16 protein-coding genes are annotated in these 18,311 nt (G+C 72.0%); 7 read left to right on the forward strand and 9 right to left on the reverse strand.

Annotated elements, in window-relative coordinates:
• Positions 1-2: 2 nt before the first annotated feature.
• Positions 3-1,580, forward strand: a complete 1,578-nt coding sequence (locus F6W97_RS32560) for a DUF6923 family protein (protein ID WP_155374382.1) — start codon at positions 3-5, stop codon at positions 1,578-1,580.
• A 131-nt stretch (positions 1,581-1,711) separates the two neighbouring features.
• Here the strand turns inward: F6W97_RS32560 and F6W97_RS32565 are convergent, their stop codons facing one another.
• Entirely contained in the window at positions 1,712-3,094 is a 1,383-nt protein-coding gene (locus F6W97_RS32565) for a DUF2254 domain-containing protein (RefSeq protein ID WP_155374383.1), read from the reverse strand.
• Between the two features lie 91 nt (positions 3,095-3,185).
• On the opposite strand from F6W97_RS32565, the gene F6W97_RS32570 reads away from it, so the two are divergent.
• Together F6W97_RS32570 and F6W97_RS32575 are read left to right on the forward strand one after the other, a co-directional pair.
• On the forward strand, positions 3,186-4,898 hold the full coding sequence (locus tag F6W97_RS32570; protein WP_230687164.1) for a VanW family protein: 1,713 nt from the start codon (positions 3,186-3,188) through the stop codon (positions 4,896-4,898).
• A gap of 10 nt (positions 4,899-4,908) precedes the next feature.
• A complete protein-coding gene (locus F6W97_RS32575) occupies positions 4,909-5,364 on the forward strand; it encodes a hypothetical protein (RefSeq protein ID WP_155374384.1) in 456 nt (151 codons plus the stop codon).
• A gap of 68 nt (positions 5,365-5,432) precedes the next feature.
• Here the strand turns inward: F6W97_RS32575 and F6W97_RS32580 are convergent, their stop codons facing one another.
• Positions 5,433-6,383, reverse strand: a complete 951-nt coding sequence (locus F6W97_RS32580) for a GNAT family N-acetyltransferase (RefSeq protein WP_155374385.1) — start codon at positions 6,381-6,383, stop codon at positions 5,433-5,435.
• A gap of 106 nt (positions 6,384-6,489) precedes the next feature.
• On the opposite strand from F6W97_RS32580, the gene fdxA reads away from it, so the two are divergent.
• Positions 6,490-6,816: a ferredoxin gene (gene fdxA, locus F6W97_RS32585; protein ID WP_155374515.1), complete on the forward strand. Its 327-nt coding sequence runs from the start codon at positions 6,490-6,492 to the stop codon at positions 6,814-6,816.
• Complete coding sequence (dapC, locus tag F6W97_RS32590; RefSeq protein WP_155374516.1) at positions 6,813-7,916, forward strand: succinyldiaminopimelate transaminase; 1,104 nt, start codon at positions 6,813-6,815, stop codon at positions 7,914-7,916. Before fdxA ends, dapC begins: the two co-directional genes overlap by 4 nt.
• Positions 7,917-7,920: 4 nt before the next feature.
• Here the strand turns inward: dapC and F6W97_RS32595 are convergent, their stop codons facing one another.
• From F6W97_RS32595 to F6W97_RS32615, 5 genes are all read right to left on the reverse strand, one after another.
• Entirely contained in the window at positions 7,921-9,276 is a 1,356-nt protein-coding gene (locus F6W97_RS32595; RefSeq protein ID WP_155374386.1) for a hypothetical protein, read from the reverse strand.
• A gap of 73 nt (positions 9,277-9,349) precedes the next feature.
• Positions 9,350-10,636, reverse strand: coding sequence for an AAA domain-containing protein (locus F6W97_RS32600; RefSeq protein ID WP_230687165.1), 1,287 nt, complete (start codon positions 10,634-10,636; stop codon positions 9,350-9,352).
• The gene (locus F6W97_RS32605; protein WP_155374388.1) at positions 10,633-12,240 is read right to left on the reverse strand and encodes a hypothetical protein; all 1,608 of its coding nucleotides are present in this window, start codon (positions 12,238-12,240) and stop codon (positions 10,633-10,635) included. The genes F6W97_RS32600 and F6W97_RS32605 overlap by 4 nt, the downstream gene beginning before the upstream one ends.
• Positions 12,237-13,226 (reverse strand): hypothetical protein, encoded by a 990-nt coding sequence (locus F6W97_RS32610; protein ID WP_155374389.1) that lies wholly within the window; start codon positions 13,224-13,226, stop codon positions 12,237-12,239. The genes F6W97_RS32605 and F6W97_RS32610 overlap by 4 nt, the downstream gene beginning before the upstream one ends.
• 25 nt (positions 13,227-13,251) lie before the next feature.
• Positions 13,252-14,190: a DapH/DapD/GlmU-related protein gene (locus tag F6W97_RS32615; RefSeq protein WP_155374390.1), complete on the reverse strand. Its 939-nt coding sequence runs from the start codon at positions 14,188-14,190 to the stop codon at positions 13,252-13,254.
• A gap of 19 nt (positions 14,191-14,209) precedes the next feature.
• Between F6W97_RS32615 and dapE the strand changes: the two genes are divergently transcribed.
• The gene (gene dapE, locus F6W97_RS32620; protein ID WP_155374391.1) at positions 14,210-15,280 is read left to right on the forward strand and encodes a succinyl-diaminopimelate desuccinylase; all 1,071 of its coding nucleotides are present in this window, start codon (positions 14,210-14,212) and stop codon (positions 15,278-15,280) included.
• Positions 15,281-15,375: 95 nt separating this feature from the next.
• Here the strand turns inward: dapE and F6W97_RS32625 are convergent, their stop codons facing one another.
• Complete coding sequence (locus F6W97_RS32625; RefSeq protein ID WP_155374392.1) at positions 15,376-15,522, reverse strand: hypothetical protein; 147 nt, start codon at positions 15,520-15,522, stop codon at positions 15,376-15,378.
• A gap of 152 nt (positions 15,523-15,674) precedes the next feature.
• Between F6W97_RS32625 and F6W97_RS32630 the strand changes: the two genes are divergently transcribed.
• Complete coding sequence (locus tag F6W97_RS32630) at positions 15,675-16,463, forward strand: LOG family protein (RefSeq protein WP_155374393.1); 789 nt, start codon at positions 15,675-15,677, stop codon at positions 16,461-16,463.
• 112 nt (positions 16,464-16,575) lie between these two features.
• Here the strand turns inward: F6W97_RS32630 and F6W97_RS32635 are convergent, their stop codons facing one another.
• Complete coding sequence (locus F6W97_RS32635; protein ID WP_196279425.1) at positions 16,576-18,096, reverse strand: DUF4407 domain-containing protein; 1,521 nt, start codon at positions 18,094-18,096, stop codon at positions 16,576-16,578.
• Between the last annotated feature and the right edge of the window lie 215 nt (positions 18,097-18,311).

An 18,311-nucleotide genomic window follows, 5' to 3' on the forward strand; every position in this document is an offset into this window, starting at 1 on the left:
CTATGCGTGCGACGTCCAGATTTCGACCCCTCGCCATCGGGCTGTTCATGGCCACGGGCATCGCCCTGCCGACAGCCGTCGCGCTGGCGGCCCCGCGCGCCGCGCTAAACCACGCGATACCGCCCGGCGAGCTGCTGCAGGTGCGCTCCGCCGTGCCGAACGCACCGTCCGAGCTGGTCAGTCTGGATCCCGACACCGGCGCGGTGCGCCGCCGCGTCTGGCTGCAGCACACCGTCAACGCGATCGGGTACGACCCCGCGCAGCACCTGCTCTACGGCATAGCGGTCCGCTTCCGGCTGGTGCCGCTGGGCGGCCGCGGGCACCTCGTCGCGATCAGTCCGGATGGGACGGTCGTCGACCACGGGCCGATCAGCGGCCCTTCCCTGTCCTTGAGCAGTGCGAACGCGGGCACCGTGGTGGACGGCGAACTGCTGCTGCCGGTCGGCGGGCGGCTGATCGGGATCGGCGTACGGCCTGGTTCGGCGACGTTCGCGCGGGTCACCCGGGATCTGACGCTGTCCGCGCCGGTCCACGTCGGCGACTGGGACTACGACCCGTACCGTCAGGCGCTGATCGGGGTGGACGCGTCGGGGCCGTCGCCCAGGCTGGTCGCGGTGGATCCGGCGACCGGACAGGTCGGCAGCAGCGGCCTCAGCGGGGACCTGCGGCGGGGTGGGACCTACGGCTCCGCGGCCGTGATCGGCGACATGCTGTACACGACGGGCAACGGGCTGGGCCGGCCGCTGCGGCAGTACCGCGTCGCACTGTCCACCGGCGAGGCGACCCTGCTGGCCACAACCCAGCCGGTGTACCTCACCGACGCCGCCTGGCTGCCCACCGGGCCGAGCCCCTCGCCCAGCCCGTCCCCTTCGCCGAGCCCGTCGCCGAGCCCGAGCCCATCACCATCGCCAAGCCCATCGCCGTCGCCGTCGCCATCACCATCGCCAAGCCCGTCGCCGTCGCCGAGCCCGTCGCCGTCGTCGAGTCCCAGTCCGTCTGCATCGCCCAGTCCGAGCCCGTCACCGTCCCCGAGTCCGAGTCCATCACCGAGTCCAAGCCCGTCACCGTCCCCAACCCCATCACCGTCCCCAACCCCGTCTCCATCGCCCAGCCCGAGTCCAAGCCCGTCGCCATCACCGAGCCCTAGCCCTAGCCCGTCACCGAGCCCGAGCCCGTCACCGAGCCCGAGCCCGTCACCGAGTCCCAGTCCGAGCCCGTCTCCGTCGCTGAGTCCTTATGGGCCGCCACGCCCGTCGCCCAGTCCAAGCCCGAGTCCCAGCCCGAGTCCGTCACTGTCGCCGCCGCCCAGCCCGTCGCCGTCCCCCGTGCGGGTGATGCCGGTCGCGCCGCTGCCGGAGCCGCAGGCACCGCCTGAGCCGTCCGCGGAGCCGAGCCCGACGCCGGAGCCCTCGCCTCCTCCGCCGCCCAGCCCGGTCCGGCGTCCGGTGGTGATGATCGAGCCTGAGCCGGTGCGTCACGTCCGAGGCCTGGTCGAGACTGGACGCAACACTGTCGTGATCTTCATCCTGGGCCTGTCCGGCAGCCGCCTGCTGCTCGCCGCCCGGCGACGCCGCCGCTGACCCGGCGACTTCGCGGATCGGAGCGCTGGAGCACCTTGATCGCTGTTTGCGGTCAAAAAGTCGGGTCACACCGCATGTTTTGACCGCAAACAGCGATCAAGGTCGGCGAGTTCGGCCGCTGACATCCGTGGTCAGCGGCAACCCGCTGCGACCGCTTCGACCATGGCCAGGTCCTCGGGCAGCATGCCGCTGGCGCGTACGCCCGCGAGCGTCAGCTCGATCTGGCGGTCCAGCGCGGCGATGGTCCGTACCCGGTCGGGGGTCATCGCGCCGCGGTAGCCGGACAGGCAGCAGTCGCGCAGCATGCCGATGGTCCGCAGCAGCGGGATGACCACGCTGGGATGCGGTGCGGCATAGTGCCGCAGCTGGTTGAAGGCGTGCGCGACGTACTCGGTGTGGTCGAGGTCGCACGGGGTGAGCAGGATGCGGCCCTCGCCGTCGCGCATCGCCTGGGCCGGGCAGTCTGCCAGCAGCAGCGGCCGCATGACCGAGCCGATGCGCAGGATCACCTCGATGGCCGTGGTCGGGTCGTTGACGGCCTGGGAGAGCGCGCGCAGGCCGACGTCGTTGAGCTGGCGCAGGCCGAAGTCGATGTCCTGCTGCATGGTGCGGGCGACGCCGATGATGACCGCCTCGGCGACCAGGCGTGCCGACGTGGCCGGGTCGGCCGGCGGCGGCCACATGGTGACCATGGGCGTGCCCGCGGTCACGAACGCGCCGACGCGGGTCTCCAGCCGCACCACCGTGTTCGCCGGCACGGCCGCGACGATGGCGCGGCGGCTCATCTGCTGCACCCACCCGTCGGTGACGGCGGTGACGATGAGCGGCGGGCCGAGTGTGCCGACGTCGGGCGCGTCGACCGGCTCGCCGATCTTGACGCCGATGCGAGGACCGTACGGCAATTCGCTGATCAGGCTGTGGGTCTCCCCGGCGACCCGCTGCACGATCCGGCCGACGTACTGGTTGCGGGCGATGCGGTCCAGGTAGACGACGATCGCGATGACCGAGAGCAGGGTGAGCAGCAGGGCGAAGCCCACGGTCAGCGGGGGTGCGTGTTCGGCGCTCGTGTCGACGCGGGCCAGCGCCAGCACGCAGAACGCGAACGTGCTGAGCAGCAGGCCGACGAGCACCTGGCCGTGGCGGTCGCGCCAGAAGCCGCGCAGCACCCGGGGCGAGAACTGCCCGCTGGCCAGTTGCAGGGAGACCACCAGTAGCGAGAAGACCACCCCGGCCGTCGTGATCATGGCACCGGCGATGATGCCGAGCAGCGTGACGGCGACATCGGGGGTGAAAGTGATCACTTCGCTGGGATTGACCATGTAGCGGTCGTCGATCTCCGCCAGCAGGAAGGCGAGGAGGACGGACGCGCCCAGCATCATGATCGGCAGGAACAGCAGGCTCTCCCGCAGGCGGTCGTGCAGCGCGCGGGAGCGCAGCCGGCGTACGTGGGGAGCCACCTCGTGCTCGTAGTAGGCGGCCGTCCCACTGTCACCATCTCGGACAAACTCGGCCATTAGCCACCATTTTCTCGAATGTGGGCGACTCTCGTATATTGCGCTAGCCTTGCCGATCAACGTCTCCCACCAATGATGATGAGGTGCCGTCTTGTCCGTCGCCCCCGTTCCACACCGACGCTGGCTGATCGCAGGTCTGGCTTCCGTGCTCGCGCTCACCGCGACCGGTGCCTTCGCCGGCCACGCCTTCAGCGCCGACGTGCCCCGCGGCGCGAAGGTTCTCGGCATCGCCATCGACGGCACCTCGGCAGAGGCGGCCGACGCGCTGCGCACCGGGCTCGCCGCCAAGGCCGATCAGCTCGCCGCGCCGCTGACCGTACGCATCGGCGAGCAGACCGCCGCCGTGCAGCCGCAGGACGTCGGCCTGGCGGTGGACGTCGACGCGACGGTCGCCGCGGCCGTGTCCCGCGCACACAACCCCTTCGCCACGCTCTTCGGCGGCGATGAAGTTGCCCCCGTGGTTTCCGTCGACGAGGCACGGCTGGCGGCCGCGCTGGCCCCGGTGGCGCAGCAGTCCGGCACGGCGATGACGCTGCCCGGTGTCGCCTTCGACGGCACCACGCCCAAGCCGGTGTACCCGAAGGCGGGCCGCGGGCTCGACGCCGCGGAGGCGGCCGACGCCGTCCGCGACGGCTGGCTGCGGCAGGACGAGGTCGAGGTGCCGCTGGGCGACAAGGACCCGGCCAGCACGAAGGCCGACGTCGACCGGATGGTCGCCGAGGTGGCCAAGCCCGCGGTGTCCGCGCCGGTCACCGTCACCACGGCCAAGGGCTCCGTCGTCATGCCGCCGAAGGCCATCGCGGCGAGCCTGGTGATCACCGCGAACGACAAGGGCGAGCTCTACAGCCGGGTCGACGAGAAGCGGCTGCGCAAGGCGCTGGGCAAGGACCTGGCCAAGGTCGAGGTGCAGCCGAAGAACGCCAGCATCGACGGCTCCGGTGGCGTGCCGCAGGTCGTCGCGGCCAGCGGCGGCACGCTGGTGGACACCGCGAAGCTCGCCACGGACCTGATGCCGGTGCTCACGCGCACCACCGACCGCACGGTTCCGGCCGGCTTCAAGGACGTCAAGCCCGCGACGACCACCGGCGACCTCGCCGAGCTGGGCATCAAGGAGCAGGTCTCCAGCTTCACCACGTACTTCACCGGTGGGCTCACCAGCCCGCGCAGCAAGAACATCGTGCAGATCGCGAAGGAGGTCGACGGCGCGATCGTGCGGCCGGGGGAGACGTTCTCGCTCAACGGGCACACCGGTCCCCGCGGTTACGCCGAGGGCTACTTCGACGCACCCGTGATCATGGACGGCAAGCTGATCCCCGGTGTCGGTGGCGGGGCTTCGCAGTTCACCACGACGATCTTCAACGCCTCGTACTACGCGGGCATGAAGGACGTCGAGCACAAGCCGCACTCGTACTACTTCTCGCGGTACCCGGCCGTCATCGAATCGACGATCATGTACCCGACGCTGGACCTCAGGTTCACCAACACCACCCCGTACGGCGTGCTCATCGACACCTCGCACACCGACAGCTCGGTGACCGTGAGCATGTGGTCGACCAAGGTCTACGACAGCATCACCACTCAGTACGACCCGAAGCGCGACATCACGCAGCCGGAGAAAATCGTCCTCGAGGACGGCCCGACCTGCATCGCTACTGAGGGTAGCGAAGGTTTTACTCAGGATGCCTGGCGTATCTTCCGCAAGGACGGTAGAGAGATCAAGCGGGAGAAGTTCACCTGGCGGTATGACGCTGAGCCACAGTTCGTGTGCGAGGCGAAGAAGCCGCCGTTGACTGCCAAGCCCTGAGGAGGCTTCGATGAAGGAGCGGTGGCTGCCGGTTGGCGTGATCGCCGGCGTGCTGTTCGTGATCAATGTGATCGCCCGCTGGGTGGCGAAGGGCATTGACGATCCGGACACCGAGGCCACGGCCGGGTTCGTCGCACTGGGTGTGATCGGGCTCGTGTTCTTCGTGATGGCGCTGTACTGGGGCCGTACGCGGCCGTGGTCGCGGGTCGCCGCCGACCTCGGCGCGGCCGCCTTCGCCGGATGTGTGCTGAGCATCTTCGTCGGGCCGCTCGCGGCCGGCGAGGGCCCGTTCGCACACGGTGCGGGCGCGTTCTTCCAGCAGGTCTGGGTCTACGCCGCGGTCTACGCCGCCGGCCTCGGCCTGGGCATGGCCGGCCTGATCGCGTTCGCCGCCGACTACCGGGCCAAGCAGCTCAAGGCCTTCGCCGAGCGCGCCAAGGCCAAAGCCCGCCCCAGCCGCGTCTAGTCCGAAGGAAGGGCACCTTCTTAACGCTCCGCGTTATGGAAGGTGCCCTTCTTAACGCATGCCGGCGGCTAGCGCAGCTGGTAGCGGGTGTAGTGGTGGTGGCGGGTGAAGTTGAGCTTGGCGTACATCGCCAGAGCCGGGGCGTTGCGGGATTCGACCTGGAGGAAGGCGTCGGTCGCGCCGTGTGCGGCGGCCCAGCGGGCCAGCACGCCCATCGCCTCCTGGGCCAGGCCGCGGCGGCGCGCGGCGGCCGCCGTCTCGACGCCGAAGACGCCCAGCCAGCGGCCTTCGCCGGTGATGCTCCCCCGGGCGCGGGCCAGCAGGGCGCCGTCGTCGTCGTACCGCTCGGCGAACACCAGCTCGGGCACCGCGGTCAGCACGTGCAGCGCGGCCTCGGGCAGCGGCCCCCGGTCGTCGGCCACCATCGTCAGGTAACCGGGCGACATGGTCGGGCTCAGCTCGAACCCGTTCCCGGGCGGCGTGGCCGAGATCAGCTCGTCCAGCGCGCAGACCTGCACCTCGACCGTGCACTCGGCGTGCCAGCCGGCTTTGATCAGCTCCCGCTCGACGCTCGCGGCCAGCGGCAGCGGCACGTCGACCTGCGGGGGAAGTCCCTGGCGGCGGTAGAAGGCGACGACGGCGTCCAGGGCCGCGGGCAGCGGCAGGCCGGGGTCGCCGACCGGCAGCGCGGAGTTGGCCCGGCCGGTGTAGCCGCCGGCCGCGCGCAGCCGCCAGGCGCCCAGTTCCTCGACCACCGGCGGCGGCCATGCCTCGGTGGCGGCCAGCTCCAGTGCGGCGATCTCGCGGGCGGTCGGGCCGCGCCGCGCCGGCACGACCTTCGCCCGGTGCACCTCGGCCAGCGGCACGACGACCACTCCGTGGGACGTCGCGACGGTCAGGGACAGGTCTCCGACCTCGGTGAGATCGCCCAGCACATCGGTGAACTGCGGGCGATCATCCCGGATTCCGATGAATCTGCGTACCACCACGCGGGACCCGAGATCACTCTTAGCCAACACTGACTACCTACCTCCCTCACCCGGATACTAGGCTTTGACTTGGCCGCGTGGAGCGGCGGAACGTGCACTGTCATGTTCCGTATGAGAGTGCGTGGAGGGACGACCCGTGACCTACATCATCGCCGAGCCGTGCGTCGATGTGCTCGACAAGGCCTGCATCGAGGAGTGCCCTGTCGACTGCATCTACGAGGGCAACCGCATGCTCTACATCCACCCGGACGAGTGCGTCGACTGCGGTGCCTGTGAGCCGGTCTGCCCGGTGGAGGCGATCTTCTACGAGGACGACGTGCCGGAGCAGTGGCGCGACTACACCACCGCGAACTACGAGTTCTTCAACGAGCTCGGCTCGCCCGGTGGCGCCTCGAAGATCGGAAAGATCAGCGCCGACGCGCCGTTCGTGGCAGGCCAGCCCGCCAAGGAAGGCGACCACTGAGCACGCCGGTTTCCGGTTCAGGCCGGCGGAGACTCTCCGCCGGCCTGCCGGACTTTCCCTGGGACCTGCTGGAGCCGTCGAAGCGGCGCGCCGCGGCGCACCCTGACGGCATCGTGGACCTGTCGATCGGCACACCGGTCGACCCGGTGCCCGCGGTCATCCGCAAGGCGCTGGCCGAGGCGTCCGACGCGCCCGGCTACCCGCTGACGGCGGGGACCGCCGAGCTCCGGCAGGAGATCACCACCTGGACGGCGCGTTTCTGCGCGGCCGCGCCCGGGTTCGGTGTGCTGCCGACGATCGGCTCCAAGGAGCTGGTGGCCTGGCTGCCCACGCTGCTGGGCGTCGGCGCGGGTGACACCGTGGTCATCCCCGAGGTCTGCTACCCGACGTACGAGGTCGGCGTGCAGCTGGCCGGTGCCCGGGTGTTGCGGGCCGACACCCCGCCCGCGGGCGAGCGGCCCGCCCTTGTCTGGATCAACTCGCCCGGCAACCCGCACGGCCGGGTCGCCTCCGCAGCCGAGCTGCGCGGCTGGATCGAGTACGCCCGCGCGACCGGCGCCGTACTGGTCAGCGACGAGTGTTACCTGACCCTGCCGTGGACAGCCCAGCCCGTCTCGGTGCTGTCGCTGTGCGACGGCGACTTCAGCGGCGTGCTGTCGGTGCACTCGCTGTCCAAACGGTCCAACCTGGCCGGTTACCGCGCCGGGTTCGTCGCCGGTGACCCGGAGCTGGTCGGCGAGCTGCTGGCGGTACGCAAACACGCCGGCATGATCATGCCCGCGCCGGTGCAGGCGGCGATGATCGCGGCGCTGGCCGACGAGTCCCACGTGGACGAGCAGCGGGCCCGTTACGCCGCCCGCCGCGAACTGCTGCGGGGCGCGCTGCTGGGCGCGGGGTTCACCATCGAGCACTCCGAGGCCGGGCTCTACCTGTGGGCGACCCGCGGCGAGGACTGCTGGGCGACCGTGGACGCGCTCGCCGAGCGGGGTGTGCTGGTGGCCCCGGGGGCGATCTACGGACCCGGTGGCGCGAAGCACGTACGGGTGGCGCTGACCGCCACCGACGAGCGGGTGCGCACTGCCGTGGCCCGTCTCGCCTGACCGGTCAGACCACCGCGACCGGCACCTGCACCGCCCAGTACAGCTGATCCTGCGGCCCGAGGAAGAGCAGCGCCACCAGCAGGTCGGCGGGCTGCGGCACATCTTCTTTCCGGAACCTGCCGACGAAACCCGCCGACGTCGTGTCCGGGCTGACGGAGACCGCCATACCGGGGTACCCGGCCCAGCCGTCACCGTCCGAGGTCGGGGTCAGCGCGGACAGCCAGGGGTATCGCTTCCAGGCGTTCCGCATGCCGGCGCCGCCCCAGGTGCCGCCGTCCTTGCCGAAGAGCTGCGGCGCGGCCCGGTCGTACCGCTTGTCGATCAGAACGAGGTAATAGCGCCCCCGCCCTGCGGGCTGCGGCACGGCCAGGTCGAGCCGGCCGAGGACGGTCCGGTTGAGGAGGGGGGTGACCCCCGACACGCCCAGGGCGGCGGCGTCGGCGTCGAAATGCTCCATGTCGGTCAGCCGGATCGTGGCGACGGGATGCACCGCTTCGGGCACGTAAGGCGGGCGGTCCTGCCATGCGCCGAAGCCGACCGCGGCCGCCGAGGTCGTCACCAGTACGACCGTGAGGAAAGCCACGAGACGCGGTCTCCGGCCGGGGGCGGACGCCCACCACAGCGCCACTGCCAGGAGCAGCACGCCGAGCGTCAACCCGATGTCGGCGACGCCCGCCCAGTGCGCGGTCTGGCCGTCCAGCTCGGACCGGACCTGATCGGCCTGGTGCAGCAGGCAGAGCCCGACGAGCACCAGGCCGACCGCGGTCACCGCGGCGACGGCATGCGTTCGCGTCGCCCGATCCACCGCGCCGGTGGTGCCCGCGATCGAGCCGCGCCGCGTGACGTGCTGCACCGTCGCGGTGACGAACAGGCAGGTGACCAGCGCGCCCACGCCCCAGGCGATGATCTCTCCGCCGTCTCCCAGGCCCGACCACAGCGCCAGGGCGGTGGAGGCGACCGCGACGGCGGCGAGGACGCCGGGCGTGCGGCGTTGCCACGCGGGGAGCGCGACGGCTGTCCCGGTCCGTGGCGCGGTGCCCGCCGCCAGCTCGGCCGAGGCCGCGCCGAGCAGCCAGCCTGCCAGCAGTGGCACGGACAGGACGGCGAACCGCTGCTCGGGCAGCAGCCAGAACAGCGGGATCGCGAAGCCGAAGAACAGGCCCCAGAGACGGCGACGCCGAGTCAGCCGCAGGTAGCGCTCGACGGACGCCAGGTCCTCCGGGGTGGGATCCAGCCCGTGTCGGGTCGCGAAAGACCTGCTCCGCGGCGACCCGAGCTGCGGGATGACCACGATGGCCAGCACGACTAGCAGCACGGCGATCACCGCGAGCGCGATGAGGCCCGCCGACAACTTGGACATGGACACGCCTGTTCCTCCACCCCGTCAGGTGCGCAGGACTCTAGCGGCCGGCCGCCACCGCGGCCGCCGCAGGTCAGCGGGCCGGGATGCGGTGCGGGGCCAGGCGCTCCAGGAAGGCCCGGTTGGCCTCCCAGCCGTCGACCTGCGGCGGGTCCGTGCCGAGCCAGACCGGCTCCGCCGCCGGGTACGCGTGCAACTGCTCGTCGACCCCGGCCCGGCTGACCACGACACACGCCTGCCGGTGCCGGGAGGCGAGCACGCACAGCCGTCCCGCCTCCAGGTGGAACGCGCTGGCGTCGCGCCGCCCGCTGAGCGGGTGCCAGGCCAGCACCACCTCGTACTGCCGTCCCTGCAGCCGGTTGGCCGTGTCGACGGTGACCCCGGTGATGCCCCGCCGCTGCAGCGCGGCTTCGACCTGGGCCTTCTGATCCCGATGCACCACCCCGACGGCGATGTCGGCCCGGCTCAGCGGCCGCGGCCCCGACGGGTCCACCGTGGACACCTCCGCGGTCACCAGTTGCTGAACCAGGTCGGCCAGCGTCGCGACCAGCGCCGGGTCGGTGCGCGGCACGTGCGCGGCGGGCAGCTCCAGCAGCGCCCAGCCGTGCTCGGCGGCGTGCGCCAGCGCGGGGTGGGCCAGGCTGGCCAGCTCCAGCCGCCGATCGGTCGGCGCGGCTCCGGCGGTGAAAGCGCGGGTGTAGAACGCGTCGGAGATCACCGGCGCGGTGTGCGGGGCGAGCCGCCAGCTCACGGGCAGCGGGATGACGGGGGTGTCGGGGTGGTGGCGCAGCAGCGTGCCCGCTGCGGTGTCCAGCGGCCAGGTGGCCAGGGAACGCACCGAGTGCTCGTCGGCGACGGTGAACGGGGCGAGCTGCCCCGGGTCGCCGACCAGCAGCAGCCGGTCGAACAGGTGCCCGACGCGCACCAGCGCCGCCGCCGACATCTGGTACGCCTCGTCGATGATGCCCAGCGGCCACGTCCGCTCGTCGGCCTTGACGTACGCCCACTTCGCGGCCGTGCCCACGATGACGTCGCAGCCGCCGAGCTCGCCGAGTTTGGTGCCGGTGCGCACCTTGGTCCTCGGCCAGCCCGCGGGCGGCGTCCACTCCTGGCCGTGCAGGCGGCCCGTGGACAGCCCGGCCTTGGCCAGCGCGATCACCAGGTCGTCGGCCTGGTCGTTGGTCTGCACCACGATCGGCACGTTTTCGCCGACCGCGACCAGGCGTTTCGTCAGCTCCCGGACCAGCGTGGACTTGCCCGCGCCGGGCGGGGAGTCGACGACGACGGCCCGGTCGGCGCCGCGTACCCGGTCCCAGACCTCCTCGATCGCGGCCTCGTGCCGCGCTCCGGCGCTGCTCACCACGACCCCCGCGACCCGCCCGGCGCGGCCGTGCTGTTCGACGCGGCCGAGCCGTCCGACGTGACCGTGCTGCTCGGCACTGCGCGGGGCTCGGGGACGCGACCCGGCGTGAGGTCGGCCTGCGGGGTGCCACCAGGGCCGGGGGCGGCGGTCGCGACGGCAGCCGGGACGGCGGTGTGCAGGTCGGTGTCCAGGTCGTCGTCCTGCTCGGGTTCGGGAGGGGCCTTCGGGCGCGACGAGCGGGTCGGCCAGGGCAGTTCGTCGGGCAGGTTGTCGGGAAAGTACTGCAACGGGCCGAACGGGGCCAGCACCACCTCGGCGTCGGTGTCGGGCAGCAGGCCCAGCTTGGGCCGGGTCACCGCGCCGCTGGTCACCATCAGCTCGACGGTGTCGTCGGTGGACGCGCGCACCGTCATGCCGACCTTGCCCCACCACAGGTCCGTGCCCGCGGGACGGTCGAACGCGGCGGCGGTGCGCACCCACAGCAGCGGACGCAGCACCGAGCGGCCGCCCGCGTTGACCACCGTGTGCTCGGGGTCGCGCTTGATGACCACGCCCGCGACGGCCTCGCCGGTCGCCAGGTAGCGGGCCATCACCAGCGGATCGTCCAGGGCCATCTGCCGTTCCAGGGCGGCGGTGCGGGTCTCCAGCTCGTGCAGATAGCGGTAGGCCGGCACGTCGGACAGCCGCGCGCTGAACGACACCGTGCCCGCCAGCACCCGCTCCCGGTGCCGGGTCCACGACCAGCGGTCGGACTCCCAGCGCTTGGCCACGTGCTCGCCCGGCGGCAGCATCCGCACCAGGTCGATCGCCGCCCAGGTGTCGCGCCACGCCCCGTCGAGCACCTCGGCGGCGGCCAGCTTGAGCCGGCGTACGTCGCCCTGCTGCTTGGCCCGTTCCAGGGCGGGGCGCAGCACGACCTGGTCCCAGGACGGGTCGCTGGCCGGTCCTGCCGGGGGCATCGCCTCGGCGTCGCGGGCGGCCTGCCAGGCGTCGGTCCCGGCGGGCGGTTCGATCCAGGCCAGCAGGCGGCCCAGGTGGCCGTCCTCGGTCGGCAGCTGGCCGGTGCGCCAGTGCGCGGTGAGCAGGTCGGTCGCGGTCAGCAGCACGCTGGACCCGGGCAGGTGGCGGCGGGAGGCGATCCAGCCCAGGTGCGCCCCGGCGGCGGCGAGCACCGGGTCGTCCAGGGTGCGCAGGTACTGCCCGAGCAGGCCGACCCAGTGCGCGGTGGCCTCGTTGGGCACCACCAGCTGCGGGGCGTCCACGCAGCAGTGGTCCACCTCCAGCTCGCGGCCGCTGCCGGTGGCCCGCACCACGGGTTCGGTGACGGTGTAGCGGCTCAGATAGGTGGCCAGGTCGCGGGCCAGCCCGCCGAGCGCGGCGAAACGCAGCGCCCGGTCGCGGGGCTCGGCGACGGTGAGCAGCTTGGGGGAGTCGCGGAAGGAGCCGTACCGGATGGCGACCGGCGCGGACGGCTCACCGGCCAGGTGGTATCCGGTCAGCAGCCAGGGCCGCGGGGACAGGTGCCGGTGGGCACGGGACGCCGCGGGCACGGCGCGGGCCTGCGACAGCGCGAGCAGCCGCTGGTAGACGTCGAGGCTCACCGGGCGCTCCTTCCCGCGGCCGAGCCGGTCGAGCCGGTCGAGCCGACCGAGCCGGTGGAGGCGCTGGTGCTGCCGACCGCCCAGCCGTACGCCGCCGCGGCACGCGCCAGTTCGTCCGCGATGGCCTGCTCCGCTTCGCCGGACGGGGTGCGCTCGCCGTGGGCCAGGGCGAGCGCATGCGCGGCGACCCCGACCGGGCCGCACAGGTTCGCGGCGGCGCCGCCCGCGCGGGCGACCGTGCCGGTGCGCTCGGCGTCCTGGCGGCAGTGCGTGTACATCGGACAGCTCGGGCAGCCGTCACCGAACCGCGCCTCGACCTCGGCCAGGGCGCTGACCAGCGATGGTCCGGCCAGCTGCGGGGTCCGCAGCCGCGCGGGCAGGTCGACGGCGTCGAGCTGGGCCAGCGACCAGCCCAGGCGGCGCACCTGCGGCGCGACGTCGAGCAGGGTGCCGACCGGGGCGAGGCCGAAGTTGCGCGGCAGCACCAGCAGGCAGCGGCTGCTGATGCGCTCCGGCACGGGTGCGGCCTGCCGGAGCGCGGCCACCACGACGGCCAGCTCGCGGGCCGTTCCGGCGACCTTGGCCGGATCGGCGTGCCCGTCCAGGCAGGCGTACGACCTGATCACCACGGGGAACAGCAGCGTGCCGTCACCGGCCAGCACGACCTGCTCGGGGGTGACCGGCAGCTCGCGCAGGCGCAGCTTCGGCTCGCGCCACACCCACAGGCCCGCGCCGACCGGCAGTTCCGACGTCTCGACGGCGGCCTCGCAGTCGATGCCGAGGTGCCGCCCGACCAGCTCGGGCAGCCGGGCCGTGGCCAGGTGGGTGAACGTCCCGTCCCGTTCCCGGGCGTACGGGCTCTGCCCGCCCGGCGGCGCGCCGATGGCCTCGGCCAGCAGCCCGAGGTCGACCTGCGCGGCGTCCAAGGCCTGCCGACGACGGCAGCCGGGCGCGTCGAGCAACCCGGCTATCCGTCGCGGGTCCAAAGGAGCGCCTCCGAGCGTGGGCGGGTCAGTCGTTGGCGTGCAGCGCCGCGTTGAGCACGATGCCGGTGCCGGTACGCGGCCGGGCCTCGACGGCGCCGGTCACCGAGTTGCGCAGGAACAGCACGTTGGACGCCCCGGACAGGGTCGCCGCCTTCACCACTTCGCCGGTGGAGACCAGGGTGACCTTGGTGCCCGCGGTGACGTAGCAGCCCGCCTCGACCACGCAGTCGTCGCCGAGCGAGATGCCGATGCCCGCGTTCGCGCCGACCAGGCTGCGCTGCCCGACGCTGATGGTCTCCTTGCCGCCGCCGGACAGGGTGCCCATGATGGACGCGCCCGCCCCGATGTCGGAGCCCTCGCCGACCACGACGCCCGCGGAGATGCTGCCCTCGACCATGGAGGTGCCCAGCGTGCCGGCGTTGAAGTTGACGAAGCCCTTCTGCATGACCGTGGTGCCGGAGGACAGGTGCGCGCCCAGGCGCACCCGGTCAGCGTCGGCGATGCGCACGCCCGGCGGCACGACGTAGTCGGTCATCCGGGGGAACTTGTCCACGCCGTACACGGCCAGGTGGCGGCCGGCGGCGCGCTCGATCAGGCGCAGCTCGTCGACGCGGTCCGGCGGGCACACCCCGGCCGAGGTCCAGGCGTTGTTCGGCAGCAGCCCGAAGATGCCGTCGAGGTTGGCCTGGTGCGGCTGGACGAGCCGGTTCGAGAGCAGGTGCAGGCGCAGGTACGCGTCGGCGGTGTCGCGCGGCGCGTCGGCCAGCGAGGCGATGACGGTGTGCACGGGCACGATCCGCAGGCCGGGCAGGGCGGGCTCGGCGCCCTTGAGGTCGGGCGCGTCGATGCCGCAGAGGTCGAGGCCGAGCTGGCCGGTGGGATACCACACCTCGAGGGTGTGGTCGCCGCTGACGGTGGCGAGACCGAAGCCCCAAGCGGGCCGGTCGGAACGTGTGCTGCTCACGGTGCCCTAGGCTACCCGTATGCCGAACCCCCTGACGCCGCAGGTGCTCGCCGATCCCATCGCGTCGACCCGTGCGCTGGTCGACATCGAATCCGTCTCGGGCAACGAGAAGGAGATCGCCGACGCGGTGCAGGAGGTCCTGCAAGCCTGCGCGCACCTGCGCGTGGAACGGATCGGGCACACCGTGATCGCACGCACCGAGCTGGGCCGCGAGCAGCGGGTCGTGCTGGCCGGGCACCTGGACACGGTGCCGCTGGCGGACAACTTCCCGTCCACCGTGGACGACAAGATCATGTGGGGTTGCGGCACCTCGGACATGAAGAGCGGCACGGCCATCGCGCTGCACCTGGCCGTGACCTGCCCGGACCCGCGCTACGACGTCACGTACTTCTTCTACGAGTGCGAGGAGGTCGAGGCGGCCCGCAACGGTTTGAAGATCGTCGGCGACCAGCGGCCGGAGCTGCTGGAGGCCGACTTCGCGATCCTGCTGGAGCCGACGTACGGCATCGTCGAGGCAGGCTGCCAGGGCACCATGCGGGCCCGGGTGCGCACCACCGGGGTACGCGCGCACGCCGCCCGCTCGTGGCTCGGTGACAACGCGATCCACAAGGCCGGTGAGGTGCTCCGGCGGCTGTCGGACTACCAGGCCCGCGAGGTCGAGATCGACGGCTGCCGGTACCGCGAGGGACTGAACGCGGTCGCGGTCAGCGGCGGGGTGGCCGGCAACGTGATCCCGGATGCGTGCGAGGTCGAGGTGAACTTCCGCTTCGCGCCGGACCGCTCGGTGGAGCAGGCCGCGACGCACCTGCGCGAGGTGTTCGGCGGGTACGAGATCCAGATCACTGACTCGGCGCCCGGCGCGCTGCCGGGGCTGTCGGCGCCGCCCGCGGCGGAGTTCCTAGCGCTGACCGGGGCGACGCCGGCGGCGAAGCTGGGCTGGACGGATGTGGCGCGGTTCGCGGCGCTGGGCATCCCGGCGCTCAACTTCGGGCCCGGCGACCCGAATCTGGCGCACAAGCGCGACGAGCACGTGGAACTGGACAAGATCGAAGCGGGTGCGGAGCTGCTCCGGCGCTGGCTGGCGAGCTGAACGGGGTGCGAGCGGCCGCAATGAGCGTTGCCGCTGGTCGGGATGGTCGCAGTGCGGTCCGCAAGCGCCGGTGCGGGGTCACCGGCGAATCGCGGTCAGCGAGCCGCGACGGGCTCCTCGACCGGCTCGAACTCCTTCGCGTCGACCACCATGGCGATGCGGCGGGCGTGCACGGTGGCGCGGATGCGCTGGCGCATCGCCTGCCTCTGGCGGAGCACCTCGCTGCGGGTCATCACATTCATCGCCTCCCTCGTCGTCGGCCTTATTCAATCCAGCGGGTATGACAACCTTGACGCCACAGCATGGCGAAAAGTTGCGTAATTCGCTGGGAATTTGCTGCGGATGTGCGCGCCGCGTCGTCACGTAAACGATCGGGCCGGACTACGGTGATGGGATGACGCAAAGCAACCATCGACCCGAGCGGCACCGGGGTCCGGTGACCCTGCGCCGCGACGCGGTGTCCTCGGGCACTGCGGACCAGGCCCTGCTGGATTCGGCGGGGCGTCCGGATTGGAAGGTCCGCGACTCGTGGCGCACGCTGCGCATCCTGAGTGAATTCGTCGAGGGCTTCGACACGCTCAGTGAGCTTCCCCCGGCGGTGAGCGTGTTCGGCTCCGCCCGCAGCGCCCCCGACTCGCCGGAGTGCGAGATGGCCCAGCGGCTGGGGGCTGCGCTGGCCCGTGCCGGATACGCCGTGATCACCGGTGGTGGGCCGGGGGTGATGGAGGCGGCCAACCGCGGGTGCACCGAGGCGGGCGGGCTCTCCGTCGGCCTGGGCATCGAGCTGCCGTTCGAGCAGGGCATGAACGAGTGGGTCGACATGGGCATCGACTTCCGGTACTTCTTCGTCCGCAAGACCATGTTCGTGAAGTACGCCCAGGCCTTCGTGGTGCTGCCCGGCGGCATGGGCACCATGGACGAGCTGTTCGAGGCGCTCACCCTGGTGCAGACGGAGAAGGTCACCCGGTTCCCGGTGGTGATGATGGGCAAGGCCTACTGGAGTGGCCTGCTGTCCTGGATGCGCGACACGATGCTGGCCGACGGCAAGATCAACGTTGCGGACCTCGACCTGCTCCTGTGCACCGACGACGTCGACGAGGCCGTCGACCACATCCTCCACGCCGACAAAGCGCTCGCCGCGGAGCAGCGCGCCATCCGCTCCTCCGGCGGCATCGCGGACTGACCAGCGGGCGATGATCGCTGTGTCGTGTCGAAACCTGCGGTCCGACCGCACTTTCCGACCCGAAACAGCGATCATCGCCCCGGCAGCGACGGCCGTGAGGGCCGCGGACGGGTCAGACGCGTTCGCTGAGGCGGTCGGCGGCGCGGTGGAGGCGGGAGTTGAGTTCGGCCTTGTGTTCGAGGATCTCCAGGTCGATCTCTGCGCGGCGCTTGCGCAGCACCGCCTCGCGCTCGGCGTACTCGGCTTCGATGTCGTGGTTGAGGTCGCGCTCGGCGACCGCGAGCTGTGCGCTGACCAGCTTGTCGTAGGTGGTGGAGCCGCCGACGAACTTCACCAGGATCGGCATGCAGTCGACCAGGATGAAGAAGATCCGCACCGCCCAGATGCCGACAGCCAGCACACCGCTGGAGTCGGCCAGGTCGTGCAGCGCGCCCAGGCGCTCCAGCAGGCCGATGTTGCCCTGGTGGCTGCGCTCCTCGGCGACCCGTGCCTGGATCTTCGTCTCGCGCTCGGCCTCGAACTTGGCGTGCGAGGCGCGTGACGCCGACTCCAGCTCCGAGATCTGGGTACGCAGGTTCACCAGCTTCACGCCGTTGGCGTCGATCTGTCGAGTGCGCTTGAACGCGTCGGCCTCCGTGCGCAGCCGGCGGCAGTTCGGGCCGACACCGGCCTGACCGGTCAGCCCGGCTCCGGAGTCGCCGACACACTCGCGCCGGGCCAGGTCGTTGATGGTCCGCAGTTGGGCCGAGTCCGCGTCGAGGGTCTTCTGCAGCTCGGCGGCGTCGGCGCGGCGGGCGGTCAGCTCGCGCTGCGTGGCGGTGGGGGACTGGTCGAAGTTGAAGGTGTCGACGGCCTTGCAGTCGGCAGGGGCTGCGGGCTCCTCGGAGCCGGGCACCGGGTTGCACACCTTGAGCCGCCCGGCGAGCTGCGCCAGCGCCTCGGTGCGCTGGTCGGCGACGTGCTGGATGACGGCGGTCTCGAAGATGCGCAGCACCAGCGGCTCAGCGATGATCACGCCGAAGAAGAATGCCATCAGCACGCGCATCGCCAGCACCGGCACCCGGCGGAACCAGCCCTCGCCGAGCCGGCTGGAGACCAGCCAGCGGTCCACGTTCAGGATGAACAGGAACCAGACCAGTACCGGGAACACAGCCAGCCAACTCGACGCGCCCATCGCCTGGGTGATCGCGAAGTACATGGAGATGGCCGCGATGGTCGCGGTGCCCAGCACCACGCCGCCGAGCGAGGTGTACCAGGCGCGTTCCTGCGGCACCCGGTCCAGCAGCCGCTCGTCGACTCCGGCCAGCACCCGCAGCCGCCGCCCGAGCTGCGGCCGGGGCAGCCGCCGCCGCGGCGCGGCCGGGGGCCGTTCGCCGCCCTCGCCGCCCTCGCCGCCCTCGCCGCCCGCGCCGGCCGTGTTGGCCGTGCCGCCTGTGCCGCCCGCAGTCGGCGCGGGCTGCGGCTGCGGGCCGGGCGTGGGCTCGGCCGCGGGCCCGGTGTGCGGCCGCAGCGGCACCGTGGCGTCCAGCTCCGGGGTACGCCGCAGCGGCACTGTCGCGTCCGGATCGGACGGAGCCGCGTGCCTGCCGTGCGGCTCCGGATCCGGTGATGGGGTGTTGTCGGTGGGGTGCACGCCGAGCTCCCTGCGCTGAGGTGGTCTGCGGTCGGTGATGCCGCGTCCATCGTCCGGTGAACACACGCCCGTTGTCAGTCCGGTGGTTGTCGGGGTTGGCCCCTACGTGCGTGACGACGGATCAGTCATCGACTGCGGTCTACGCAAGGAATTGCGTTGAGAGCGCAACAACCTAATGGCTACTTGTATTTGCCGTGCCAGCGTTACGAAAAGAT

The sequence above is a fragment of the Catellatospora vulcania genome (assembly GCF_009720385.1).
GTDB classification, from domain to species: domain Bacteria; phylum Actinomycetota; class Actinomycetes; order Mycobacteriales; family Micromonosporaceae; genus Catellatospora; species Catellatospora vulcania.